Below are 25,390 nucleotides of genomic sequence, written 5' to 3' on the forward strand. Positions count from 1 at the left end.
CGCGAAGCGGTGAAGATTCGTATCGATGCTAGAACACTCCCGGCGCATCGAAGTGGACGCGCAACGTCGATTGGTAGCGGGGGCCGCGACCAGTCCGTCGGGTTGCCGTCGCGCGAGCAACCAGCTCGGCCTTGAGTGTCTGCGCCACTGCAGCACCGTCACGGTAGTGAAAGCGCACGATGGCACGCACCGCGTTCGGTGCGATCGCCGGTGCCCCCGACGCTGGCATCTCGAGCGCCGCAGTGTCACCACCCGCGCTACCCGGTGCATCCGCCATAACCGGAGTGGGACCGAGCACGTTGATTGGTGCCTCGCCAGCTTGGCCGCTCGCCGAAGTGGCGAACAAATCATCAAGGCGGCGAAGTGCGGCACCGACTTCATCGCGCGTACCGGTGATCGCCACCAGCCGGATCGCCGGTGGGAATTGCAACACATATCGATCTTCAAGCTCTGCCTGCACCAGTGCAGCCTGTCGCCAATCGCGCAATGCCACGATTGGTGCCGACTGTGCCCCCGCAATGACGACTTCACCACCGGTTGCGACTAGTGCCGCCGCATTCGACCACGCCCGCAGCGCATCGGCCTGGGCTTCGAGCGATTCACGAGCAAGCGCGCCTTCGGTATCGAGCAAGATGACCGCGCAGTATCCGTCTTCGGCAATTGGCTCGGTGCCTCGGGTCGCGATGACCAATGCCGGTGCGTCCGGGATGCGGACGAGCTCGCGTTCCCCATCGGCCACGATGATGTTGACGCCGGGAAACGCCCGACCAAGTTCTTCAGCGGTTCGTTTGTGTCCGGAACCTCGTGCCCGAAGTTCCGTGCCCTCGCAAACATCGCAACGCCAGTTCCCGTGAAGTTCACCGCAAACCGTGCAGGACGGTATTGCCCCGCTGCGTAGCTGCGCGAGCATCCCCTGACAGCTGTGACAACGTGCGGGCGCCAGGCACCGACGGCAGGCAAGCCCCGGAAGATACCCCGCGCGACCAACCTGAATGAGCACCGGCCCCCGCTCGATACCGGCCTTGGCCGCGCGCCAGGCAGCCGACGGGATGCGGGCTTGTTGTGCGTACGGTTCGTCGCCGAGCGTCGCTGCCGCAGGAATGACCCGCGGCGCCGGCAGTTGTGGCGCACGCCAGGTGGTGCACCACCCCAATTGCACTAGGCGCATGACCTCAAGCGACGGCGAGTGCGCTGCGAACACCATGCCGACGGCTTCTTGCGTGGCGCGGATGCACGCGACCTCGCGCGTGTGTGCATACGGACTGCGCGGTTCATTGAACGACTCGTCATCGTCGTTCCAAATGAAGATGCCGCCGAGTCGATGGGCCGGTGCATACACGGCGGTGCGAGTGCCGATGATCAATTGCGGTCGCGGCTCCAATGCCTGCAAGAACTCGTGATAGCGAGGCTTCGGTTTCAACCGTCCATCGAATCGGCGCACCAGCTCGGCGGGTAAGGCATCCCCCGCAGCTTCAAGCGCGAGATCAACGTCGCGAAAATCTGGCACGAGCACGATCGCGCTTCGTCCTCGGCGCACCAGTTCGGCGCCGAGCGTCACGAGCTGCAATAGTGCGTTGGGTACGTGCCCGGTGACCCCCGTCGTGGGTTGCAATGCCAGGCGCGCTGGAGCCTCGGACAAGAGCGCGTCGGCGGTCGCCGCAATGAACTCCGTGGCGATCGCTGGTGACGACGCTGCTATTGCCGTAGGTGCCGCCTGCGCAGCTGGCTCGATCGCTGCCGGTTCTGCCGATTGCGCGTCAGGCGCAGTCGTTGTATGCGCGTCGAGCCACTGCTGTTCGAGCCGCGCCGAGCGTGTCGGAATCGCCAGTCGCAACACATCCGCGGCCGTTCCCGCTTGACGGTCGGCGACCGCGCGCGCCAGTGCACGCAATTGTGGGGTCAATACCTGCGCTGCTGAGGTCACCGAGTCGATCTCGGCCAGTTTTCCGGAGTATTCAGCAGCATCGGTGACCTCGGCTACATAGGCCTGCACAATTCGCCCGCCGGTGCGCAGCGGCACCTTGATGCGAGCGCCCGGCAGCACCATGCCCCGAAGGGATTCGGGAATTGCGTATTCAAAGACACGGTCGAGTTGCGGCAGCGGTGAGTCGAGGATCACCCGCGCCACTCGACCGGTCAATGCGGCGTCGGTCAACGTGCGACGGCGGCCTTGAGGGCAGCTGCGCGGTCGGTCGATTCCCACGTGAAATCGTGCTCGTCGCGACCAAAGTGGCCATAGCGAGCCGTTGCCGCGTAGATCGGCCGTTTAAGGTCGAGATCGCGAATAATCGCTGCGGGACGCAGGTCAAACACTTCGCGAACCGCATCCAGGATGCGTTCGGGCGCAACCGTGTGCGTACCGAACGTTTCGCAGTACAAGCCGACCGGCTCGGCCGAACCGATTGCGTAGGCAACCTGCAGTTCGCAGCGCTTCGCGAGGCCAGCTGCCACGATGTTCTTGGCCACCCAGCGCATGGCGTATGCGGCGGAGCGGTCAACCTTCGACGGGTCCTTACCGCTGAATGCGCCACCACCGTGGCGAGCCATACCGCCGTAGGTGTCGACGATGATCTTGCGACCGGTGAGCCCAGCGTCGGCAGCAGGTCCGCCAAGAATAAAGTTTCCAGCCGGGTTCACGAGCACGCGCAGATTGTCGGTGGCGAGCGCCACATCGGCAATAACCGGGTCAATAACGTGCGTGCGGATGTCTTCGGCGAGTGTCGTCAGCGACACCTGTTCGCCGTGCTGCGTCGAGATCACGATCGTTTCGATGGTCTGGGGCACGCCGGCGTCGTCGTAACCGATAGTGACCTGGGTCTTGCCATCGGGGCGCAGGTACTCGAGCGTGCCGTCCTTACGAACCTGGCTCAAACGGGCTGCGAGCCGATGCGCCAGCCAGATTGGCATCGGCATGAGGTCGGGGGTTTCATCGCAGGCAAACCCGAACATGATGCCCTGGTCGCCAGCACCGAGCTTGGCGATCTCATCATCGCTACCCTCACGGTGCTGCAGCGAGTTATCGACCCCCTGCGCGATCTCGTCAGACTGGCTACCAACCGAAACCGAGACGCCGCACAGACGTCCGTCAAATCCGAAGTCGCTCGAAACGAACCCAATTTCGGTGATCGTTGAACGCACGATTCCCGCAATATCGGCATAGCCAGAGGTACGGATTTCACCGGCGACGTGCACCTGGCCGGTCGTCACCATCGTTTCCACGGCGACGCGGGCCTCGGGGTCCTGACGCAGGAGGTCGTCGAGGATGCGGTCCGAAATCTGGTCACAGATCTTGTCCGGGTGACCTTCGGTGACTGACTCTGAAGTAAATAGACGAAGCTCCGACATGGTCGAGTTCCTTTCTTCGTTATGGGGAGACACTCCCCGCACGCTCGCGGATTCCCGCCCGATCTCTGGTGTGTCCGTAACCGAACGATCCGAAATGCAGGGCCGCGAAGCTTCTTCTGACGGATAGATGCTCGTCGACTAGCGTGCGTTTGCGCGCTGCGCGACTACGACATCAAGAATAGTGTCCGCCACCGACATCTTGTCGGCGCTGGCTGATGCCCGGACTTCGCCGCGCAGATCGAGCACATCAACAGTGTTCTGGTCTTGACCGAACCCGAGTGCTTCGTCGACGCGGTTGCATACGAGGAAATCGCATCCTTTGCGCGCAATTTTCGCCCGCGCGATCGCCAACCGAGCGGCGTCATCGGGCTCAGTTTCGGCGGCAAACCCAACGATGCATTGTTCGCCCTGGGCACCACGTTCGTTACGTTCCGTGACGAGTTCGCGCAAGATGTCGGGGTTCTGCACCAGTTCGAGCGTGAGCGACTCCCCCGCATCCGATTTCTTGATCTTGCCCGGAACCTGCTGCGCGGGACGATAATCGGCAACCGCAGCGGCCATCACGATCACGTCAGTTCCGGCGGCGCGCGCGTGGCACGCATCCGCCATTTCGGTGGCCCGTTCAACGCGAACGCAATTGATGCCCTCGGGAACGTCAACCTCAAGATTTGCCGCAATGAGCGTTACTTCGGCCCCGCGGCTGACCGCGCGGCTCGCCACCGCAACGCCCTGCTTACCCGACGAGCGATTTCCCAAGAACCGCACGGGGTCGAGCGGTTCGCGCGTACCGCCGGCAGTTACCAGGATGCGCACCCCCGCCAAATCTTGTGCCACACGCTGCCCCGCGGTCGCGGTTTCGTCGTCTTCGCTCCGAGCCCGCATGCCAGCGGCAATGATCTCCGCCGCAATCACATCCGGATCAGCAAGACGTCCCGGCCCGGAATCGTCACCGGTGAGCTGGCCTGAATCCGGCCCCACAAACGCAACCCCGCGCTCGCGCAGCGTTGCCACATTGTGTTGGGTTGCCGCGTGCTGCCACATTTCGGTGTGCATCGCGGGAGCCACCACCACCGGTGACGTCGTCGCCAACACGGTATTCGTGAGCAGATCGTTCGCGATCCCCGCGGTCATGCGCGCGAGCGTATCTGCAGTAGCAGGCACAATGCCGATGACGTCGGCACGCTGCCCGAGGGATACGTGCCGAACTTCGGCAACCCCGTCATAGAGCGAGGTGTGCAGCGGGTTTCGGCTGATCGCTTCGAGCGTTGGCGCACCAACGAACCGCAGCGCGGCCTCGGTGGCAATGACGTCGACGTGGTGCCCTGCCAACACCAACGCGCGAATCACCGACACCGCTTTGTATGCGGCAATGCCACCGGTAATACCGATAACAATGCGCAGCGGTGTGGGATTCGCGCGTGGCATGTGGGGTGACGGGTTACTTGTCGTCAGCGACGTCAGCCGGGGTGATGTCGTCATCACCGAAGCTGAGCAGGTCTTCACCGGCGGCGTCTTCGATCAGCAGACCGCCCTGTTCGCGTGGTTCGCGCATGACGAGCTTTTCCGCGTTGATTTCGCGGAGGGCAATCGACAGCGGCTTGTCGTCGACGTTCGAGTCAACCAGCGGACCCACGTTCTCGAAGATCTGGCCTTCGAGCAGGTCGGTGTTGTAGTCGTTGATCTGACGAGCACGCTTCGAGGCGAAGATCACCAGCTGGTACTTGTTGTCGACGCGCTCAAGGAGGTCGTCGAGCGGCGGGTCAATAATGCCCTTTGGCTTGTCGATCATTGTTTTCCTTACTTCCAACCGCTGTGGTTCGGAGATTGCAGTTAACGTGCGCTGGATTCTTCATTGGTGTCGGTGGCCGAAGCATCGCGCTGATTGGCGATTTCAAATCCCATCAGCTTGACCACTTCGAGGGCCGCCTTTGCCACGGTCTCATTCACCACGCGGGCGTCAAACTCGTGCTGTGCAGCCAGTTCGACCTTCGCGGTGCGCAAGCGTCGTTCTTGTTCTTCGGGCGATTCGGTCCCACGACCGACCAACCGTCGAACGAGCTCATCCCAGGTGGGAGGCAATAGAAACACCATTCTAGCCTCCGGCATGCGTTCCTTCACCTGTCGGGCACCCTGAATATCGATTTCCAGCAGCACTGGGTTGTTCGAGTCCAGTTCCTGACGGATGGGAGCTGCGGGTGTGCCGTACCGGTAGGCGTTGTGCACGGTCGCGTACTCGAGCATTTCACCGGCTTCGATCATCCGGTCAAATTCGGCGTCGTCCACGAAATAGTAGTCGATGCCTTCGATCTCGCCCGGGCGCGGCTTGCGGGTCGTTGCCGAGACCGAAATGTGCACCTGCGGGTAGTGCTCGCGAATGTACCGAGCAACGGTTCCCTTACCGACCGCAGTTGGACCGGCAAGCACCACAACGCGTGGTGTGGTGACCGTGGTGCCTTCCCAAGCGTGCAAGAAGGTTGCCAGTCGTTCACGCTGACGGCGACCGAGGCCACCGAGTCGCTTCACCGGCGCGATCTGCAGCTCACCGAGAATGCGTTCGGTCTTGGTCTTACCGATGTGCGGAATCGAGCCCAAGAACTGCGTGATTCGCAGGCTCGATGCCGGGTTATCGGTGTCCGCCGAGGCGGCCAAGACGTCTACCGGGCGAGCGGCACCGGTTGCGATGCGCTGCTTAACTTCGGCGCGGGCGCGTCGGGCCGCAACTGCGGCACGGGATGCGGCAGCGCGGTCGACGGGAGGTGGTACCGAGGTCATGCGAATGCTCGTTCCAGCACGGCGAGCTGCTCGTCGATCGCTGCGTCGAGGCCCTCAAGGCCGTGCTGCAGCAGTCCACGCGACGAGTTGACGATGACGTTCGGGGCCGAGGCACCGAAGATGCGACGAACATCGGCAACGTCGGCGCCCTGGTGGCCGAAGCCCGGCGCCAAGATTGGCGTGTCGGGTTCGGTCGCGAGGTCGTCCACATCAATGTCGAGTCGTTCAAGGTCGACGGTGGCACCGATCACGACGCCGACCGAGCCCTTCGTACGGCCTTCGGCGTGCTCGCGGTTCCACAGTGCCGCACGGGCGGCGATGCCGCCGGCCACCGTGCGACCTTCCTGCGTACCGCGAACACGACGTGCGGTCTGCACCGAAGCAGACTCCGGGTTCGAGGTCGCTGCCAGCGCGAACAACCCCTTGCCGTACTGTTCGGTCATTTCCAGCGGCTTCTTGAACGTGTCGAATCCCTGGTACGGGTTGATCGTCATCGCGTCAGCTTCCAGCGGCATACCCGGCGTCAGCCAGGCTTCCGAATACGCTTCGAGGGTCGATCCAACATCGCCACGCTTGACGTCGGCGATTACGAGCAGTCCCGCATCCCGAGCCGCCGTGAAGACGTCTTCGAGCACGCGGTACCCGTTGGCGCCAAAGCGCTCGTAGAACGCCACCTGCGGCTTCACGATGCCGACGCGTCCAGCAAGCTTCTCAATGATGCGCAGGCCGAACTCGTGGGCACCGACGGCCGAAACCGGCAGGCCCCAGCGCTCGAGCAGGTAGGTGTGCGGGTCAATGCCCACGCAAAGGTGGCCGTACTTGTCCATCGTGCTGGCGAGGCGCTCGCCAAACGCTGGAGTTGCCGGTGCGGCAGTGTTGGATGCGGTCTCGATCGGGTCGGACACTAGTTCGCCTTTCGACGTTCGTGGTATTCCTGCAGCGGGGTGACGTCAAAGCCTTCGCCGAGCGCCTTGAGGCTAGCAACGGCGGCCTGAAGTTCGGACATGGTCGTGAAGATGGGCAGGTCAGCAGCCACAGCAGCGGTACGAATCTCGTAACCGTCGCCACGTGCGGCGCCACCCGAAGGGGTGTTAATGACCATAGCGATCTCACCCTCGTGAATCATGTCGATCACGTTGCGACGCTCGCTCGCACCTTCATCCTCGGTGAACTTTCCAACCAGGTCGGCTTCGAGACCGTGGCGCTTGAGCACCCGGGCCGTGCCTTCAGTTGCGCACAGCGTGTACCCGGCTTCGATCAGACGCATAACCGGCGCTACGATCGAGCGCTTGTCTTCGTCGTTAACCGAAACGAATACGCGACCGCTGGTCGGCAGGCCACCGTAGGCAGCGAGCTGGCTCTTGGCGAAGGCGTGCGGGAAGTCCTTGTCGATACCCATAACTTCACCGGTCGAACGCATCTCTGGCGAAAGCAGGGCTTCAACGATCTTGCCGTCCTTGGTGCGGAAGCGCTTGAACGGCAGCACGGCTTCCTTGACTGCCACTGGCGTGTCCATTGGCTGGAAGGTACCGTCGCCTTCGGCCTTGAGCGTGCCGTCCTTGCGGAGCTCAGCGATGGTGCTGCCGACCATGACGCGGCTGGCAGCCTTTGCGAGCTGCACTCCGAGGGCCTTCGACACGAACGGCACGGTACGGGATGCGCGTGGGTTCGCCTCGATCACGTACAGCTGACCGGCGTGTACCGCGAACTGCACGTTGAGGAGACCTCGGACGCCGATACCAGCAGCGATCTTCTCGGTTGCGGAGCGAACGGTCTGCAGCACCTGGTTCGAAAGCGTGATCGCGGGCAGGGTGCACGCCGAGTCACCGGAGTGGATACCGGCTTCTTCGATGTGTTCCATGATGCCGCCGATGTACAGCTCATTGCCGTCATAGAGGGCGTCGACATCGATCTCTACGGCGTCGTCAAGGAACCGGTCGACCAGCAGCGGGTGCGATTCCGAAATGATGACCTGACCGGCAGTGCGAACGAAGTAGTCGTCGAGCTGTTCCGAGCTGTACAGGATCTCCATACCGCGGCCGCCGAGCACGAAGCTCGGGCGCACGAGTACCGGGAATCCGATTTCATCAGCAACGGCATGTGCCGATGCCGCATCGGTAGCGATACCGTTCGCAGGAGCTACCAGACCGGCTTCGTCGAGGATGTTCGCAAACTTGCCGCGTTCTTCGGCGAGGTCGATAGCGTCCGGCGAGGTACCCAGGATCGGTACGCCCGCATCCTTCAGACCGTGTGCCAGGCCGAGTGCGGTCTGGCCACCGAGCTGCACGATGACACCGAGCAGTTCGCCCGAGGCACGTTCTGCGTCAACGATTTCGAGCACATCTTCGAGCGTGAGCGGTTCGAAGTAGAGACGGTCGCTGGTGTCGTAGTCGGTCGATACGGTCTCTGGGTTGCAGTTGACCATGATCGTCTCGTAGCCCGCATCCGACAGCGCGAACGCCGCGTGCACGCACGAGTAGTCGAACTCAATTCCCTGACCGATACGGTTCGGACCGGAACCGAGAATGATGATCTTTTGGCGGTCAGATGCCTCGATCTCGGTCTCGCTGTCGTAGCTCGAGTAGTGGTACGGAGTGAATGCGGGGAACTCGCCGGCGCAGGTGTCGACCGTCTTGAAGACGGGGCGAAGGCCAAGCTGCTGACGCTGTGCGCGCAGTTCTGCTTCGTCAATACCGCGCAGCTGCGCAAGCTGTGCATCCGAGAAACCGTGACGCTTTGCCAGGCGCAGCAGGGTGGCGTCGAGGTTCGGCGCGTCGCGAACCGCGTCGGCGATTTCGTTCAGGTAGGCGATCTGGTCGATGAACCACGGGTCGATCTTCGTGGCGTCGAAGATCTGTTCGTTGGTCGCACCCTTTGCCATCGCGATCTGGACGTCAACAAGGCGACCGTCCGTCGGGGTCTGGATGCTTTCGAGCAGCTCTGCAACCGAGCGAGGGTCCTCGGCCCAGGTGAACGACGAGCCGCGCTTCTCGAGCGAACGCATTGCCTTCTGCAGTGCGGTGGTGAAGTTACGGCCGATCGCCATGGCTTCACCGACCGACTTCATGGTCGTGGTCAGCGTTGGGTCTGCGGCCGGGAACTTCTCGAAGTTGAAGCGCGGAACCTTGACGACGACGTAGTCGATCGACGGTTCGAAGCTCGCGGGAGTGACGCGGGTGATGTCGTTCGCGATTTCGTCGAGTCGGTAGCCGATGGCGAGCTTGGCCGCGATCTTTGCGATCGGGAAGCCCGTCGCCTTCGAGGCGAGTGCCGACGAGCGCGAAACGCGCGGGTTCATTTCGATGACGATGACGCGGCCGGTTGCCGGGTCAACTGCGAACTGAATGTTGCAGCCACCGGTGTCGACGCCAACCGAACGAATAATTTCGATCGAGATGTCGCGCAGCTTCTGGTATTCGACGTCGGTCAGGGTGAGTGCTGGTGCCACCGTGATCGAGTCACCGGTGTGCACGCCGACGGGGTCGAGGTTTTCGATCGAGCAGATGACCACCGAGTTGTCGGCGTGGTCACGCATGAGCTCGAGCTCGTATTCCTTCCAACCAAGGATCGACTCTTCGAGCAGTACCTCGGTGGTTGGGGATGCGAGCAGACCGTCTTCGACGATGCGCACGAGTTCTTCCTCGGTGTAAGCAAAGCCCGAACCGAGTCCGCCCATGGTGAACGACGGACGAACCACCAGTGGGTAGCCGAGGTCCTTCGCGAATTCTTTGGCTTCTTCGACCGTGTGGGCGATGTGCGAGCGAGCGACATCGGCACCGGCCTCAATGACGAGGTCTTTGAAGATCTGGCGGTCTTCACCGCGGCGAATTGCGTCGACCTTGGCACCGATCAGCTCCACACCGTGCTTGGCGAGAATGCCGAGCTCGTCGAGCTCCATGGCTGCGTTGAGTGCGGTCTGCCCACCGAGGGTTGGCAGGATTGCGTCGGGGCGTTCCTTAATGATGATCTTTTCGATCGCCTCTGGCGTGATCGGCTCGATGTAGGTGGCGTCGGCGAAGTCCGGGTCGGTCATGATGGTCGCCGGGTTCGAGTTCACCAGGATGACGCGAACGCCTTCCTCGCGCAGCACACGGCAGGCCTGAGTACCCGAGTAGTCGAACTCGGCGGCAATACCGATAACGATCGGACCGGAGCCGATTACGAGAACGCTATTGATGTCTTGGCGCTTTGGCATGTGCGGCTCCTACTTGTTGTCGGTGGTGTTAGCGGACTTGGCGGCGAGCACCATGTCGCGGAAGCGGTAAAAGAGTGGTGCGGCATCGTGCGGGCCCGATGCGGCTTCTGGGTGGAACTGCACCGAGAATGCGGGGATGTCGAGGCAACGCAGGCCCTCAACGACCTCATCGTTCAGACCGATGTGGCTGACCTCAACCCGGCCGAATCCGGCCGGCGAGTCGACAGTTTCGTCGATCGGCAGGTCAACCGCGAAGCCGTGGTTCTGGGCGGTGATTTCGACCTTGTTGGTGGCGGTGTCGCGCACCGGCTGGTTGATGCCTCGGTGGCCGAATGGCAGCTTGTACGTGTCAAACCCGAGCGCACGACCGAGCAGCTGGTTTCCGAAGCAGATACCCATGAACGGGTATCCATCGCGCAGCAGCTGCTGCAGTACCTCAACCTGAGCGGCGTTCGCCTTCGGGTCGCCGGGGCCGTTCGAGTAGAAGATGGCGTCGACATCAAGCTCGCGAATCTGGGCGGCGGTCGAGTCGGCTGGCAACACGTGCACGTCAAAGCCAACGGTATTGAGGTTGACGATGGTGGCGCGCTTGACGCCCAGGTCGAGCAGCGCAACGCTGCCGAGTCGTTCGTCTGCCGTGGTTGCCGAGAGGTAGGCCTCAGCACAGGTCACGCGATCCGAGAGGTACTGGCCCGACATCGAAGGTGCTGCGAGCACCTGCTGCAGCTGCGCATCCGCATCCTTGCCCGCTGCTTCGCCCGAGAAAATACCGGCACGCATGGCGCCTTCGGTGCGGATGCGGCGGGTAATGGCGCGCGTGTCAACGTCGGCGATACCGACGATGCCCGCTTCCTGCAGCGCGTCGTCGAGGGTGCCCTCGGCACGCCAGTTCGACACGACGCGGCTGGCGTCGCGGACAACGTAACCTTCAACCCAGAACTTGTGGGATTCCATGTCGGTGGGGTTAACGCCCACGTTGCCGATGTGCGGCGCGGTCTGGACGACGATCTGGCCGGCGTAGCTCGGGTCCGAGAGCGTCTCCTGGTAGCCGGTCATTCCGGTGGTGAACACGATTTCGCCGAAGCGTTCGCCGGTTGCACCGTATGCGCTTCCCTCAAATCGGGTGCCGTCTTCAAGCACAAGCACGGCGGGTTCGGTGCGGATCATGCGAGCTCCTCTGGGGTCTGGGTGGATTCACTTGGCGATGTAGAAGTTGGGGATGCGGTCGGTGCGACAGCACGGACCGGCGGCTTGGCAGCGACCAGCGCATTGAGCGCCTCGAGCAGTTGTTGACGCTCGGCCGGATCGACGACGCGGAAGAAGCTTTCAACCGACGTGTCGTTGGCAAGGCGCCAGCGCAGGGCGAGCAGCCCGTCGCGTTCAACGGCACGGTCAATCGTGGACTGCGCCGTTGCGACCGTCTCGATTCGTTCGACCGGGATGAAAAACGCCGATTCGCCGGTAATCCCAATGGCAACGCCCGAGGCGTGCACTTCAAGGTCAGCGCGGCCGCGGTATGCCAGCGGACGAACGGCAATGCGTTCGAGGGTGTTCCCGGTGTGTGAAGTGCCGACGTAGTGGACATCATCACAGTGGAATTCGGGGGTACCGAGGTGGTCGGGCAGCTCAGCAACTCCTGCAAGGTGTGCCTGTGACAACTGCCGCTTGCGCCAGCCCAGCGCCATCGCTCCCCCGGCAGCGCCGCAAATCGCGACAATTCCCGCGGTGGTGAGTAGTGGTCCCAGCATTAGGCAATTGCCCCCTCGCCGGCGAGGTCGACGACCTCACCGTCCCGAACGGTGACTGTACCGCGGTAGATCGTGTAGCGAACCGAGCCGGGAAGTTCGAGACCTAGGTAGGGCGAGTTCGTCGATTTACCGGCCAGGTCGGCTTCGGTAAACACCGAACTCGCATTGTCGTCATAAAGCACGATGTTTGCGAGTTCGCCTTCGGCCAGCGGCGTCCCGGCTTCGGTAGCGAGACCGACCTGTGCGGGCTGTTCACTCATGACTCGGGCGACACCACGCCAATCGAGCAGGCCAGTCTTGACCATGGTCGCGTGCACGACGCGCAGCGCGGATTCGAGTCCGACCATGCCCATTGCGGCGTGGTCCCACTCGCAGTCCTTCGAGTCGCGCGGATGCGGTGCGTGGTCGGTTCCGACGACGTCGATCGTGCCGTCGGCGAGGGCTTCGCGCAGTGCATGCACATCGGCATCGGTACGCAGCGGCGGGTTGACCTTGAAGCGGGCATCAAAGCCGCGCACCTTTTCTTCGGTGAGCAACAGGTGGTGCGGAGTCACCTCGGCGGTGATCTTGATGCCTCGGGCCTTTGCCCAGCGCACGACATCGACGGCCTGTGCGGTCGAGAGGTGGCAGACGTGCACCCGTGAGTCGGTCTGTTCCGCGAGGATCGCATCCCGAGCGATGATCGAGGTCTCTGCGGCAGTGGGCCAGCCACCGAGCCCGAGTTCTGCCGAAAGCGCGCCTTCGTTCATCTGCGCACCAACGGTGAGTTTCGGCTCCTGGGCGTGCTGTGCAATCACGCCGTTGAATGCCTTCACGTACTCAAGAGCGCGTCGCATGATCAGCGCGTCGTGCACACAATCGCCGTCGTCTGAGAACATGCGTACGTTGGCGCGCGACTGGGCCATTGAACCCAGTTCGGCAAGCTGTTCGCCCTTGCGCCCTACGGTGACCGCTCCAATTGGGTGCACGTCGGCGTAACCGGCTTCAATGCCGAGCGCGTGGACGGCCTCAACGACACCGGCGGTGTCCTGGCAGGGTGAGGTGTTCGGCATGGCAAAGATCGTGGTGAAGCCGCCCTTTGCAGCTGCCATCGAGCCAGTTCGAATCGTTTCAGCCGACTCAAAACCGGGCTCACGCAGGTGCACGTGAATGTCAACAAGACCCGGTAGCGCCACGCATCCGGCACCGTCAATGACGTTGTCGGCCCGGTCAGCGGCAATCGAACCTGCCGCACCAATTTCGGTGATGCGGTCGTCGATGATGAGGAGGTCGCGGGCTTCCTCACCGTACGGGCGGACGTTACTCAGGAGGGTGGTGGTCATCATTCGTTCCTTTCTGAACTTCCGCCGTGTGCGGGGCGAACCCCGGAACAAAGCAAATGCAGTGCGGCCATACGGATGCTGACACCGTTTCGAACCTGTTCGAGCACGGTCGCCTGTGGCGAATCGGCCGCTGCCGAAGCAATCTCCAGGCCGCGGTTCATCGGGCCCGGGTGCATGATCAGCGCGGTGTCGTCAAGCGAGGCAAAGCGGGATTCGCTGAGTCCCCACATGCGCGCATACTCACGCGTGTGCGGGAAGTACGCGTCATGCATCCGTTCTGCTTGGATGCGGAGCATCATCACCACGTCGGGCTGTTCGCGCAGCGTGGCATCAAGGTCATAGCTGACGCGTGCAGGCCAGCGCGAGGTGTCGGAAGGAAGCAGCGTTGGGGGTGCCACTAGCGTCACCGTGGCGCCGAGCGTGTGCAGCAGCCAGACGTTGGAGCGAGCAACACGCGAGTGCAGAATGTCGCCAACGATTGCGACGTGAACTCCGGCAAGGTCCTTGCCCCGGGCCGCGGTTCCGTGCAGTCGCTTGCGCATCGTAAAGGCGTCCAGCAGAGCCTGGGTCGGGTGCTCATGGCAGCCGTCACCGGCGTTCAGGATGGGCGTGTCAATCCACCCGCGTTCGGCGAGCATCTGCGGTGCGCCGGCCGATGGATGGCGGATCACGACCGCGTCGGCACCAATGGCGTGCAGCGTTTGCGCAGTGTCCTTGAGCGATTCGCCCTTGGAGACACTGGATCCCTTGGCCGCGAAGTTAATCACGTCGGCGCTCAGGCGCTTCTCGGCCGCTTCAAACGAGATGCGGGTACGCGTTGAGTCCTCGTAGAACAGGTTCACGACGGTAACGCCACGAAGTGCAGGAAGCTTCTTGACTTCGCGTTCCTGGGTGGCGGCCATGTCTTCTGCTGTGTCGAGCAACAGCAGGGCGTCATCGCGGCTCAGGTCGCGGGTGGCAATGAGGTGTTTCACGCGGTACCTCCGTCACGAATGACGACGCGGTCGGTGCCGTCAATCTCAGCGAGCTCAACCGAAATTCGTTCGCTGCGTGCCGAAGGCAGATTCTTGCCAACGAAATCGGCGCGAATCGGAAGCTCACGGTGCCCGCGGTCGACCAGTACCGCAAGCTGCACGGCACGTGGGCGACCAAGGTCGCTAATCGCGTCGAGCGCGGCGCGAATCGTGCGCCCCGAGAACAGCACGTCATCGACGAGTACGACCGTCTTGCCGTCGATACCGGTGTCCGGGATGCGCGTTGGGTGCGCTTCGGTCAATGGCCGGCGACGCAGGTCATCGCGGTACATCGTGATGTCGAGAGCTCCGACAAAACGCTGCAGCGCTGCCGATGCATTGAGCTCACTGTCCCCGGATTCGTGGTCGGCAGCAACACGCGACGATTCGATGGCCAGAATGTTGTTCCCCAGGCGCTGCGCCAGTGGCACACCACGCGTGGGAATTCCGAGAAGGACGAGATCCGCACCGCCGTGATTGGCTTCGAGAATTTGGTGCGAAATGCGCATGAGTGCGCGCGACACGTCGTCGGACTGGAGCACTACTCGCTCAGTCACGGGCGACCCCCTTCCCCGCCTCGCAGGACGGCATTAAAGGATGATCAAGAATGGTGCCAGTCTACCCGCTCGGATTCCGACGTGGTGCCAGGATCGACGTTCCCCGGCGAAATCCGAGCGGTGACTCAGCAAATTTGAACGAAGTAGCGCTGGCTAGTCGTTCGTTTCGGTGGCCGAACGCGGGCGGTCAGCCTCACGATCAGCAAGTGCACCGAGCACACCGTTGATGAATCGGCTCGAGTCATCGGTGGAGTATTCCGTTGCGGCAGCGATCGCTTCGGCAATTGCGACCGGGTTTGGCACCTGGTCGTTAAAGCGGATCTCCCACGCGCCAACCCGAAGGATGGCGCGATCAACGTTGGGCATACGCTCGAGCGGCCAGTCATGTGACTGTTCACTAATGAGCTCGTCGATGATGTCGCCGTTGTCGATGATGCCGGTGATGATCTCGCGGGCATACTGCCACGATGCGGCTCGCTCGGGTTCGTTCAGCGCCCGAGCCTGTTCGTCAGAGAGCACCTGCTCCAGCGGCCGCTGCAACACATCGGCGTTGTAGAGCATGTCCATGGCGCGCTTGCGCGCCTTTGTGCGTGCGCTCACTAGTCGTTCACTCGACCGAGGTATTCACCGGTACGGGTGTCGACCTTGACGCGGGTGCCCTGGTCAACGAACAGCGGTACCTGAATCTCAGCGCCGGTCTCGACGGTGGCTGGCTTGGTACCAGCGTTCGAACGGTCACCCTGCAGGCCTGGTTCGGTGTAGGTGATCTCGAGCACGACCGAAGCGGGCATTTCGATGTAGAGCGGGTTGCCCTCGTACATGCCGATCTGTACGCGCTGCTGTTCGAGCAGGAAGTTCGAAGCGTCGCCCACGATTGCTGCCGGAACAGTGAGCTGGTCGTAGTCCTGCTCATCCATGAAGACGAAGTCGTCGCCGTCCTGGTAGAGGTACTGGAAGTCGCGGCGGTCAACCGTCGCGGTTTCGATCTTGGCACCGGCGTTGAACGTGCGGTCCACGCTCTTACCCTGGACAATGTTCTTCAGCTTGGTCCGCACGAACGCACCACCCTTACCGGGCTTCACGTGCTGGAATTCGAGAACCTGCCAAAGCTGGCCGTCAATGATCATGACGAGGCCATTCTTGATGTCAGCGGTAGTTGCCATCAGTAATTCCTTTCAAATTTGCGACGCTCTAGTCTAGCGCGCCGGTTACGACGCGATCTCTTGATATGCCGCAAACAAGAGCGATTCATCCGGCGCCTGCATGATTGTCGGCTGCCCGATCTCGTCGAGCACCACGAATCGCAGCATCGTGCCGCGCGCTTTCTTATCGCGGTGCATCACGGACAGCAGTGTCGGCCAGCGATCCGCCGGGTAACCGGTGGGAAGCCCCAGCAGTTCGAGGATGCGCGTGTGGCGGTCAGCGGCTTCGTCACTCAGGCGCCCCGAAAGTCGCGCGAGTTCCGCAACAAAGCGCATCCCGACCGCAACTGCCGCACCGTGACGCCACTGGTAGCGCTCATTGTGTTCGATGGCGTGGCCGAGCGTGTGACCGTAGTTCAGCATTTCGCGTTGGCCGCGCTCGGTGAGGTCGTTCGCGGTCACGTCGAGCTTGAAGCGAATCGCAATCTCGAGGATTTCGCGGAAGGCCGCCGAGGTCGGATCCGTGGCCGCATCCGGGTCGGCTTCGATCAGGTCGAGGATCCGCGGCGAGTGGATGAACCCGATCTTGACGGCCTCGGCAAATCCGGTCACCAATTCGTTTCGAGGCAGCGATTCGAGCACGTCGAGGTCAACGATGACACCGCTCGGTTCGTGGAAGGCGCCAACGAGATTCTTGCCCTCGTTGGTGTTGATTCCGGTCTTGCCACCAATCGCCGCATCCACCATGGCAAGCACCGTGGTCGGCACCTGCACCACTCGCACGCCACGCAACCAGGATGCAGCCACCCAGCCACCGAGATCCGTTGCGGCTCCCCCGCCGATCGAAACGATCGCATCCGTACGTGTGAAGTCGCTCTGGCCAAGAATCTGCCAAAGGAACTCGGCCACCTCAATGCGCTTGCCCGATTCTGCATCGGGAATCTCGGCCATGAGCACGCGGCGGTAGTGCGGTGCGAGCTTGGCACGAACCGATTCAGCAATGTCACGCAGCGTCGGCTGGTGCACCAACAGGATCTGGTCGGGGGTATCGCCGAGCAACTCGGCCAGGTGCTGATCGAGCTGTTCAACCAGGCCACGGCCAACCAATACCGGTCCGTGCGTACCGGCAGATTCGATTCGGGTCAGGGATTCGTTCACGCTCGTGCGTCTCTTTCGTTGATTTGGCCGCGGCATCATGTGCTCGGCCGTGAGTTGACGTTTCTTGCGGTGTGGTCGTTGCTACTGTGTGTCGCTGTTTTCGGTCGTCGCAGTACCGTCACCGATGGCCCGCAGCTCGCTCGTGGGTGGACAGGGCTTGGGTGGTGTGTCAGCTGCATGCGCCTGTCGACGTGGTAGCGGCACCGTTGTTGGCGCAACCGGTTCGGTGGCACGAATCAGGGGTGAGCCCTGAGATTTCAGAAACTTTCGTACCTCATGAACGACCTGCCACATGGGTCGAAAACTCGTGTCAAACGACGCATCGGCCAGGCGTTCGTAGATCGGTCGACGCGCCTCATACGTGGCAATCCAGGAGTCAATGCCAGTGAGCAGTGGCCGGTTCTTCTTACCCGCAATGCGCTCTTCGATCGCTTCTGGGCTGGCGAGCAGCAGCACCACCAGGTGGTCGCCGCTGGCGAGATCAGCCTGGGTGTTCTCGTCGAGAATCGCGCCGCCACCAAGCGACACCACATCAAACTCGGTCAGGGCCTGTGCCACAGTTTCGCGTTCGATGCGACGGAACTCGGCTTCACCGTGCTTCGGGATGAACTCAGCGATCGCCCCGTGTTCGCGGGCGATCAGCTTGTCGGTATCCGCAAAGCTGGCGCCAATCCTGCGCGCCAGCCGTTTACCGACCCGCGACTTCCCCGCCGCGGGTGGGCCAATCAGCACGACACTCATACGCGCCACTCACTCAACGAATCTCCCATGGGCGTGTCATCGATGTCACCTGTGACAGTCTCAGCGTTCACCAGTGCACTATCGGTGCGGAGCGATTCCGGAATGTTGTCGAGGTAGCTACGCAGATTGCGCTGCACTTCGCGCAACGAGTCCCCACCAAACTTCTCGACGACCGCATCCGCGAGAATCAATGCCACCATTGCCTCGGCAACGACACCGGATGCGGGTACCGCGGTTACGTCCGAGCGCTGGTGGTGCGCGGTTGCGTTCTTGCCGGTGGCCACATCAACCGTGTGCAGTGCCTTTGGTACCGTCGCAATCGGCTTCATGCCCGTACGCACCCGGAGAATGCCACCGGTTGTCATACCGCCTTCAATACCGCCGGCGCGTTCACTCGAGCGGTGGATTGCACCATCGACCTTGTAAAGCGGGTCGTGTGCGACCGTGCCCGGACGTTTCGTCGCTTCCAGTCCGTCGCCAACCTCGACCGACTTGATGGCCTGAATTCCCATGAGGGCACCGGCCAGACGTGAATCCAAGCGGCGGTCCCAGTGGACGTACGAGCCGAGTCCTGGCGGCAGGCCGTACACGAGCACTTCAGTGACGCCGCCAAGCGTGTCGCCACTCTTGCGAATCTCGTCGATGCGCGCCACCATTCGGGCGCTCGTCTCAGGGTCGATGCAGCGCACCGGATCCGCGTCGAGTCGGTCAACGTCTTCGGGTACCGGCCACGCGGCATCCACCGGCAGCGAAACTTCGCCCATGGACACGGTGTGGCTCACGGTACGAATACCGAGTTCGGCGAGGAATTTCTTTGCCACGGCACCGAGTGCCACGCGGGCGGCAGTTTCGCGGGCGCTGGCGCGCTCCAACGCCGGGCGTGCTTCGGTAAATCCGTACTTTTGCATGCCGACGAGGTCGGCGTGGCCCGGGCGCGGTCGGGTCAACGGGGTGCCGCGACCGGTGGTGAAAACCTCGGCGTCGACTGGTGCTGGGCTCATGACCTCGGTCCACTTTGGCCATTCGGTGTTCTGGATCCGAATTCCCAGCGGCGAGCCAATCGTGAACCCGTGCCGCACGCCCGACGACAGCGTTAGCTCATCCTGTTCGAACTTCATACGACCGCCACGGCCGTGTCCCAGCTTTCGGCGCGCGAGATCTGCCTGCACCTCATCGAGGGCAATCGGGATACCCGCAGGCAGCCCTTCAAGCACAGCAAGCAGTTCTCGACCGTGAGATTCTCCAGCAGTAATCCAACGAAGCATTCTGCAAGTCTCTCACGTCTGCACGAGCGATTCATTGCAAGCAGGTACGACCAGCGGTCGACCATGGTGCACAAGCTGTAACACTCGGTCGTGAAACACCCGAGCACCGCACAGCCAGTATCAGGGGCCGGGCGACCAGCCCAGCTCAATCAACGCAGCTCAATCAACGCGGCACAGTAAACCCAGGTCGCTAGCCGCGCAGAGCGGCACGCATCTCGTCCACGATGCTGGCTTCGTTCGGCAGCTCCGCGTCCGCATCCCGGCCGCTGAACAGTCGCACCTGCCGAATCGCTTGGTGCAGCAGCATCAGTTCTCCCGAGACCACTGTGCCGCCATGTTCGGCCACAGCTTCGGCAAGCGCAGTCGGCCACGGATCGTATGCGGCGCTCAGCAACGTCATGCCCGCAAGCGAGGGCGCAATCCGATCGGGTGCTGGCACTCCCCCAGGAACCGTGTCGATCAGCAGTTCCGGTGCCTCCGCAAGCGACCATGTCGCGAGATCTGCGGCGGTCAATACCCCCGAGCTCCCGGTACGGGTTTCCAACGCCGATACGAGTGTGGCGGCAGCTTCTGGGCGGCGCGCGACAACTCGGATGCGCGTGGCACCAAGTTCGAGGGCAGCAACGGCAGCGCTCGCAGCCGTTTCGCCGGCGCCTATAACGTCGACCGTCGCTGCCTTCGTGCAGCCGGATTCGGCAAGCGCTGCGAGGATGCCATAGACGTCCGTGTTGTATCCCGTGGCCGTTGCCGCCGCATCCAACCCGTCGAAAACGAGCGTGTTAACGGCACCGGTTCGTTCGGCAAACGGGTCGAGCGTGGCAGCGAATGCCAGGGCTTCCGCCTTGAACGGAGCCGTGACCGACAGCCCGCGCCACCCCTGGGCGCGCTTACCTAGCGCGTTTGCAAGCCCGCCCGGTTCGATTTGCCACCGCGAGTACGCCCACTCGAGCGCGAGGGCACGATACGCGGCGAGGTGGAGCTGCGGTGATTTCGAATGCTCGATGGGGTTGCCAACAACAGCCAGGCGGGCCGATTCGGGGCCGGCTGCCGGTTCTTCGGTGGTGAACCCGGTGGGAACCGCGAGCTGTCGAGGTGCTTCCCACTGTTGCGCATGATGCTGCGATGGTTGTGATTTCGATGCCGACATGGGTGTTCCTCTTACCGCTCTCGTGGCGCTGCGACTTTGCCAGCAGTATGTGCCACGGAGCTTTCCAGCAAGTGTGGTGTCACGGCCGCACACTGGCGGTGCAGTCCAACCTACTCCTTGTATTCGGGGTGTTCGTCCATCCACGCCTGCCACTGCGCGACGGCCTTTTCGTGTTCTTCGTAGGTCTCCGAGAACACGGTCTCGCCCGTGTCGAAGTTCACGGTGACGAAGTACAGCCATGGACCGTCGGCCGGCTTCAAGGCCGCATCAATTGACTGCTGACTCGGGTTCGAAATCGGCCCGGGCATAAGCCCCGTGTGCACATAGGTGTTGTACGGGTTGGATGCGTCGGTCAGGTCAAAGTCGTCCGTCCAGTAGTTGATGGTTGCGTCCGATTGCAGCGGCATCCCGACATCGATGCGGTTGTAGAACACACGCGACACCTTGTAGCGGTCTTCTTCGTCGAACACTTCCTTCTCGATCAGCGAAGCCATACGGATGACGTCCCAAACCTTGTCTTCGGGCACACCCACCTCGTTGAGTGCTTGGAAGGTGCGCTCGGTCATCGTCGTAATGACCGCCTTGGCGTCAGTACCGGGCTCGAACGTGTAAGTGGCTGGGAAGAGGAATCCCTCAACCGACTTCGCCTCTGCCGGGAGTCCAAATTCCTGCGGGTTGGCGGCCGCAGCTTCGAGGTCGGCGACCGGAATCCCGACGTGCTCTTCAAGTAGCGCGTAGGTTTCCTCGTTCGTCAACCCTTCAGGAATCGTGACGCTGCTCTGTACTCGGGCGTCCGGGTCAATCAAGCGATCGAGGGCGGATGCGGCACTCATTTCTTCCTGCAGCGCATAGGTACCGGGGTGGAACTGTGGTTCTTCGGCGCGCGAGAGGATCTCTTCGACGAAGACTTCAGACGACTTGACGATGCCCTGCTCTTGCAGGCGCTCACCGATTGAAGTTCCGGTGTCACCCTCAATAATCGTGAATTCCACTTCGGTGCCGTTTCCCGTACCCGAAAAGTCGTTCTTACCGCCAAAGAGACCCTGGATGCGGTCACCAAAGAGCCCCCAAGCCACGGCTGCGAACGAGATGACAAGAATGAGCGCGACGATGCCCCAAAGGCAGCCACCCCGACGCTTACGTTCGCCACCGTGGTCACTCTCACCGGTAAGACCGGCAAATAGGTCATCGACCGGTTCGACTGCCGAGTCGTCGACGTCATCGAGCAGTGTCGCTGGCTGTTCCCGCACAGGCGCTCGGCCAACCGGTGCTGGCGCTGCCGGTTCGGTAGCCGCAGCGGCAACTGAGCGGTCTTGCGCAGCCGGAGTGGTGGCACTCTGTGCTGATTCAGATGCCGGTACCGATTCGGATGCCGGTACCGATTCCGATGCCGGTACCGATGCCGCTGGCACGGATGCGGCGGGTACTGCTGTTTCCGCATCCGTCGCGTTTGCTGTTTCGCTCGTACCCGGAGCACCCATGCGCTCAGCGAGCTCGCGCTGTTCACGCAAGCGACGTTCGCGGCGGCTTTCGACGGGTGCAGCTGCCCCTTCGTGCTGAGGTCGCTCCGGTTGTCCGGCGCTCGAGGCGTCCATGTTGAGGGGGTCGTTAGTCATGTGATCCTTCAATGGCTCGAAGTCGGCAAACGGTCTGGTGCCAGCGTCAAGTACGCGACGGTGTCGAATATCGAAACCGAGCGCATCCGATGTGACCATCAGCTTGCGCGCGCCAGGTTGCGAATGCATCCAAACGCTGTGCCTACCGTAGCGGGCAGTTGCTGCAATTACGCGGAGTTACCTAAGCAACGGGCGAATTCGTTGGCAGGTCCTTGCCTGGTAGTGCGCCGCCACGCTCGCGGTCAATCGCGTCTTGCAACAGCACCACAGCAGCTGCTTGATCAATCACGTCGCGTGAGCGGGATGCTTTGCGCCCGGCTGCTTGAAACTGTCGCGTTGCGCTCACCGTCGTGAGCCGCTCATCGATCAACCGCACTGGTACGTCGATGGTCTCGGCCAGCGCCGTCGCGACTGCGATGGCATCTTCGGTAGATGGTGTGTGCTCGCCACGCATGTTCAGCGGATAGCCCACGTAGACCCGCAGCGGTTCGACTTCGGCGACGATTTCACGCAGGCGCTGCAGGTGGGTTTCGTTTTCGAGATCACGAGCAACCGTCTCGAGCGGCGTCGCTAGGAGCCCGTCCGGGTCGCTTTTCGCGACACCGATACGGGCCTTCCCAACGTCAACTCCGAGGCGTGGTCCGCGCGACACTACAGGCTCCGCAGCAGGTCGCGTACCTCGGTGAGTGCTGCTGCGTGCTGCGTCGCATCCTGACCGCCACCCTGGGCGACATCTGGCTTACCGCCGCCGCCACCGCCGAGCTGCTTCGAGGCAACCTTGACCATCGCGCCAGCATTTGCGCCGAGATCGCGTGCGGCCTGGTTCGTCGCGACGACGATGCTCGGTTTGCCGTTTGCTTCACCGATGAATGCCACAACGGCAGCATCGCTGCCGAGTCGCTCACGCGCTTCGAGTGCGAGCGAACGCACATCGTCGGCACCGGCGACGGTTCCGAGGAACGTCGCGACAACCCGCATCCCGCCGATTTGCTCGGCCTGGTCGAGGAGTTCTGGCAGTTTGTCGCGCAGCTTCGCCGATTCGAGTTCGGCGATGCGCTTGTTCGCCTGCTTGAGTTCGTTCACGAGCGATGCCACGCGGTCAGCAACCTGGTCACGCGGTACGCGCAGTCCCGAGGTCAGCTCGCGCACGAGCGCGCGCTCGGCGGCAAAGTCGCTGAATGCATCCCGACCGACAAACGCCTCGACGCGTCGGTTGGTGGCACCAACGCTGGACTCACCGATGAGGTTCACCAGACCGATTTGCGAAGTGTTGGCAACGTGCGTACCACCGCAGAGTTCACGCGACCATGGGCCACCGATCTCGACCATTCGCACGACCGAACCGTACTTTTCGCCGAACAGCGCGCGTGCGCCGAGGGCCTTGGCATCGTCGAGTGACATTTCGCGGGTAATGACCTCGTAGTCCTGCCGCACCGCACGGTTCGTGATCTCTTCGAGCTCCGAACGTGTCTCGGCCGAAAGTGGCTCCGACCACCCGAAGTCCAGGCGCATGTACCCGGCCTTGTTATACGAACCGGTCTGGTGCGCATCTGGCCCGAGGGTGTCGCGGAGTGCCGCGTGGATGAGGTGGGTTGCCGAGTGAGCTTCGGATGCTTGACGGCGGTATACCGCGTCGACGACAGTCTCGACCTCGTCGTCTACCGCGATGGTGCCGGCAACGACTTCGACCGTGTGCGCCACGAGCCCTTGTACGGGCTTCTGGACATCGAGAACGCGACCCTCAAAGCCACCGACCGCAGAACGCAGCGAACCGTGGTCCGCATCCTGACCACCCGACTCGGCATAGAGCGACGTCTCGTTCAGGATGATTTCGACCGTCTCACCGGCGCTTGCCGACGTGACACTCTCGCCGTTAGCAATGATGCCGATGACACGCGACTGTGCCTCGAGCTCGGTGTAGCCAACAAACGCGGTCTCGCCCATGGCACGGAATGCGCTGTAGACCGAGAGGTCGGCCAGCGCACCGCGACGAGCGCGGGCATCGGCCTTCGCGCGTTCGACCTGTTCGCGCATGAGCGAATCGAACTTGTCGCGATTCACGTTGAGGCCGGCTTCGGCGGCCATCTCCATGGTCAGGTCAATCGGGAATCCGAAGGTGTCGTGAAGCTTGAACGCCACAGCACCATCAAGCGCGTTCAGTCCGCCCGACTTCGCAGCGTCAGCAGCCTCGGCGAAGATCGCGTTGCCCTGCGCCAGGGTGCGCAAGAAAGTCTGTTCTTCGGCGTAAGCGATGCGGCTGATGCGGTCAAAGTCACGCTCGACCTCGGGGTAGGCATCCTTCATTGCCGCCATCGATACCGGGAAGAGTTCCGGGAAGGTTGCCGTTTCAACGCCGAGCAGACGCATATTGCGGATCACACGGCGCAGCAGACGACGCAAGATGTAGCCGCGTCCCTCGTTGCCAGGCTGTACGCCGTCGGTGATGAGCATGAGCGCCGAGCGCACGTGGTCGGCCACAACGCGCAGACGCACATCATCCTCGCCGCCGTTGCCGTACACGCGACCCGAAAGTTCCGCCGCACGGTCCAGTACCGGGCGAACCTGGTCGGTTTCGTACATGTTATCGACGCCCTGCAGCAGGAACGCGATTCGTTCCAGGCCGATACCGGTGTCGATGTTCTTCTGCGGCAGTTCGCCAAGCAATTCGAAGGTGCCGTCACCGTTGTCGGCGCCGCGCTCGTACTGCATGAATACGAGGTTCCAGATCTCGACGTAGCGGTCGTCGTCGGTGGCCGGGCCACCGTCGATGCCGTATGCCGGTCCCCGGTCAAAGAAGATCTCCGAGTCTGGGCCAGCAGGTCCGCCAGGCTTTCCAGCCGACCAGTAGTTGGTGTCGGCACCGAGGCGCTGGATGCGCTCTGCGGGAATGTCCGAGAGCTCGAGCCAGTAGTTGAACGCTTCGTCGTCGTCCTTGTACACCGTCACCCAGAGGTCATCGGGGTTGAACCCGAGGCCGCCCTGGTCCTGCGGCGTGGTCAGGAAGGTGTAGGCGAAGCCAATGGCTTCTTTCTTGAAGTAGTCACCAAACGAGAAGTTTCCGCCCATCTGGAAGAACGTGCCGTGGCGCGGGGTCTTACCGACTTCTTCGATGTCGTTGGTGCGGATGCACTTCTGCACGCTGGTTGCGCGCGGATACGGAGCCGGGACCATGCCGGTCATATACGGGATGAACGGCACCATACCGGCGATGGTGAACATCACCGTGGGGTCTTCGCTAACGAGCGAAGCCGACGGTACGACGGTGTGCTGTTGGTCCTCGAAGAACTTCAGAAAGCGGCGCTTGATTTCAGCGGTAAGCATGTGTGTTAGCTATCTCGTGTGGATGAACGGCGCAGCGGATGCGGGCGC

The 25,390-nt window shown here is 62.4% G+C and carries 21 protein-coding genes; all 21 read right to left on the bottom strand.

The window, feature by feature from the left end:
- Nucleotides 1-28 precede the first annotated feature (28 nt).
- Nucleotides 29-2,155, bottom strand: coding sequence for a primosomal protein N' family DNA-binding protein (locus ZBI01S_RS01300; protein WP_066055140.1), 2,127 nt, complete (start codon nucleotides 2,153-2,155; stop codon nucleotides 29-31).
- On the bottom strand, nucleotides 2,152-3,345 hold the full coding sequence (gene metK / locus ZBI01S_RS01305; protein ID WP_066055143.1) for a methionine adenosyltransferase: 1,194 nt from the start codon (nucleotides 3,343-3,345) through the stop codon (nucleotides 2,152-2,154). Before metK ends, ZBI01S_RS01300 begins: the two co-directional genes overlap by 4 nt.
- A gap of 138 nt (nucleotides 3,346-3,483) precedes the next feature.
- A complete protein-coding gene (gene coaBC / locus ZBI01S_RS01310; RefSeq protein WP_245610492.1) occupies nucleotides 3,484-4,770 on the bottom strand; it encodes a bifunctional phosphopantothenoylcysteine decarboxylase/phosphopantothenate--cysteine ligase CoaBC in 1,287 nt (428 codons plus the stop codon).
- A 13-nt stretch (nucleotides 4,771-4,783) separates the two neighbouring features.
- A complete protein-coding gene (gene rpoZ, locus ZBI01S_RS01315; RefSeq protein WP_066055145.1) occupies nucleotides 4,784-5,134 on the bottom strand; it encodes a DNA-directed RNA polymerase subunit omega in 351 nt (116 codons plus the stop codon).
- 41 nt (nucleotides 5,135-5,175) lie between these two features.
- On the bottom strand, nucleotides 5,176-6,117 hold the full coding sequence (gmk, locus tag ZBI01S_RS01320; protein WP_066055148.1) for a guanylate kinase: 942 nt from the start codon (nucleotides 6,115-6,117) through the stop codon (nucleotides 5,176-5,178).
- Nucleotides 6,114-7,022, bottom strand: a complete 909-nt coding sequence (pyrF, locus tag ZBI01S_RS01325; protein ID WP_245610493.1) for an orotidine-5'-phosphate decarboxylase — start codon at nucleotides 7,020-7,022, stop codon at nucleotides 6,114-6,116. Before pyrF ends, gmk begins: the two co-directional genes overlap by 4 nt.
- Nucleotides 7,022-10,312 carry a carbamoyl-phosphate synthase large subunit gene (gene carB / locus ZBI01S_RS01330; protein WP_066055150.1) on the bottom strand — a complete coding sequence of 1,097 codons (3,291 nt, stop codon included), beginning with the start codon at nucleotides 10,310-10,312 and terminating at the stop codon, nucleotides 7,022-7,024. Before carB ends, pyrF begins: the two co-directional genes overlap by 1 nt.
- Nucleotides 10,313-10,321: 9 nt before the next feature.
- The gene (gene carA, locus ZBI01S_RS01335; protein ID WP_066055153.1) at nucleotides 10,322-11,479 is read right to left on the bottom strand and encodes a glutamine-hydrolyzing carbamoyl-phosphate synthase small subunit; all 1,158 of its coding nucleotides are present in this window, start codon (nucleotides 11,477-11,479) and stop codon (nucleotides 10,322-10,324) included.
- Entirely contained in the window at nucleotides 11,476-12,060 is a 585-nt protein-coding gene (locus ZBI01S_RS01340; protein WP_066055156.1) for a PH-like domain-containing protein, read from the bottom strand. The genes carA and ZBI01S_RS01340 overlap by 4 nt, the downstream gene beginning before the upstream one ends.
- The gene (locus ZBI01S_RS01345; protein WP_066055159.1) at nucleotides 12,060-13,385 is read right to left on the bottom strand and encodes a dihydroorotase; all 1,326 of its coding nucleotides are present in this window, start codon (nucleotides 13,383-13,385) and stop codon (nucleotides 12,060-12,062) included. Before ZBI01S_RS01345 ends, ZBI01S_RS01340 begins: the two co-directional genes overlap by 1 nt.
- The gene (locus tag ZBI01S_RS01350) at nucleotides 13,382-14,356 is read right to left on the bottom strand and encodes an aspartate carbamoyltransferase catalytic subunit (RefSeq protein ID WP_066055162.1); all 975 of its coding nucleotides are present in this window, start codon (nucleotides 14,354-14,356) and stop codon (nucleotides 13,382-13,384) included. Before ZBI01S_RS01350 ends, ZBI01S_RS01345 begins: the two co-directional genes overlap by 4 nt.
- A complete protein-coding gene (gene pyrR / locus ZBI01S_RS01355) occupies nucleotides 14,353-14,952 on the bottom strand; it encodes a bifunctional pyr operon transcriptional regulator/uracil phosphoribosyltransferase PyrR (RefSeq protein ID WP_066055164.1) in 600 nt (199 codons plus the stop codon). Before pyrR ends, ZBI01S_RS01350 begins: the two co-directional genes overlap by 4 nt.
- A gap of 153 nt (nucleotides 14,953-15,105) precedes the next feature.
- Nucleotides 15,106-15,552, bottom strand: coding sequence for a transcription antitermination factor NusB (gene nusB, locus ZBI01S_RS01360; RefSeq protein WP_066055166.1), 447 nt, complete (start codon nucleotides 15,550-15,552; stop codon nucleotides 15,106-15,108).
- The gene (efp, locus tag ZBI01S_RS01365; RefSeq protein ID WP_066055170.1) at nucleotides 15,552-16,115 is read right to left on the bottom strand and encodes an elongation factor P; all 564 of its coding nucleotides are present in this window, start codon (nucleotides 16,113-16,115) and stop codon (nucleotides 15,552-15,554) included. The genes nusB and efp overlap by 1 nt, the downstream gene beginning before the upstream one ends.
- Before the next feature lie 45 nt (nucleotides 16,116-16,160).
- Nucleotides 16,161-17,252, bottom strand: a complete 1,092-nt coding sequence (aroB, locus tag ZBI01S_RS01370; RefSeq protein WP_066055173.1) for a 3-dehydroquinate synthase — start codon at nucleotides 17,250-17,252, stop codon at nucleotides 16,161-16,163.
- 81 nt (nucleotides 17,253-17,333) lie between these two features.
- Entirely contained in the window at nucleotides 17,334-17,993 is a 660-nt protein-coding gene (locus ZBI01S_RS01375) for a shikimate kinase (protein WP_083524393.1), read from the bottom strand.
- The gene (gene aroC, locus ZBI01S_RS01380) at nucleotides 17,990-19,258 is read right to left on the bottom strand and encodes a chorismate synthase (protein ID WP_066055176.1); all 1,269 of its coding nucleotides are present in this window, start codon (nucleotides 19,256-19,258) and stop codon (nucleotides 17,990-17,992) included. The genes ZBI01S_RS01375 and aroC overlap by 4 nt, the downstream gene beginning before the upstream one ends.
- Nucleotides 19,259-19,448: 190 nt before the next feature.
- Nucleotides 19,449-20,405, bottom strand: coding sequence for a shikimate dehydrogenase family protein (locus ZBI01S_RS01385; protein WP_066055179.1), 957 nt, complete (start codon nucleotides 20,403-20,405; stop codon nucleotides 19,449-19,451).
- Nucleotides 20,406-20,515: 110 nt separating this feature from the next.
- Complete coding sequence (gene mltG / locus ZBI01S_RS01390) at nucleotides 20,516-22,021, bottom strand: endolytic transglycosylase MltG (RefSeq protein WP_159421333.1); 1,506 nt, start codon at nucleotides 22,019-22,021, stop codon at nucleotides 20,516-20,518.
- A 181-nt stretch (nucleotides 22,022-22,202) separates the two neighbouring features.
- Nucleotides 22,203-22,673, bottom strand: a complete 471-nt coding sequence (gene ruvX, locus ZBI01S_RS01395) for a Holliday junction resolvase RuvX (RefSeq protein WP_066055186.1) — start codon at nucleotides 22,671-22,673, stop codon at nucleotides 22,203-22,205.
- Nucleotides 22,673-25,342, bottom strand: coding sequence for an alanine--tRNA ligase (gene alaS / locus ZBI01S_RS01400; protein WP_066055189.1), 2,670 nt, complete (start codon nucleotides 25,340-25,342; stop codon nucleotides 22,673-22,675). The genes ruvX and alaS overlap by 1 nt, the downstream gene beginning before the upstream one ends.
- Nucleotides 25,343-25,390 lie beyond the last annotated feature (48 nt).

It is taken from the genome of [Zimmermannella] bifida NBRC 103089 (assembly GCF_001570925.1).
GTDB classification, from domain to species: domain Bacteria; phylum Actinomycetota; class Actinomycetes; order Actinomycetales; family Microbacteriaceae; genus Gulosibacter; species Gulosibacter bifidus.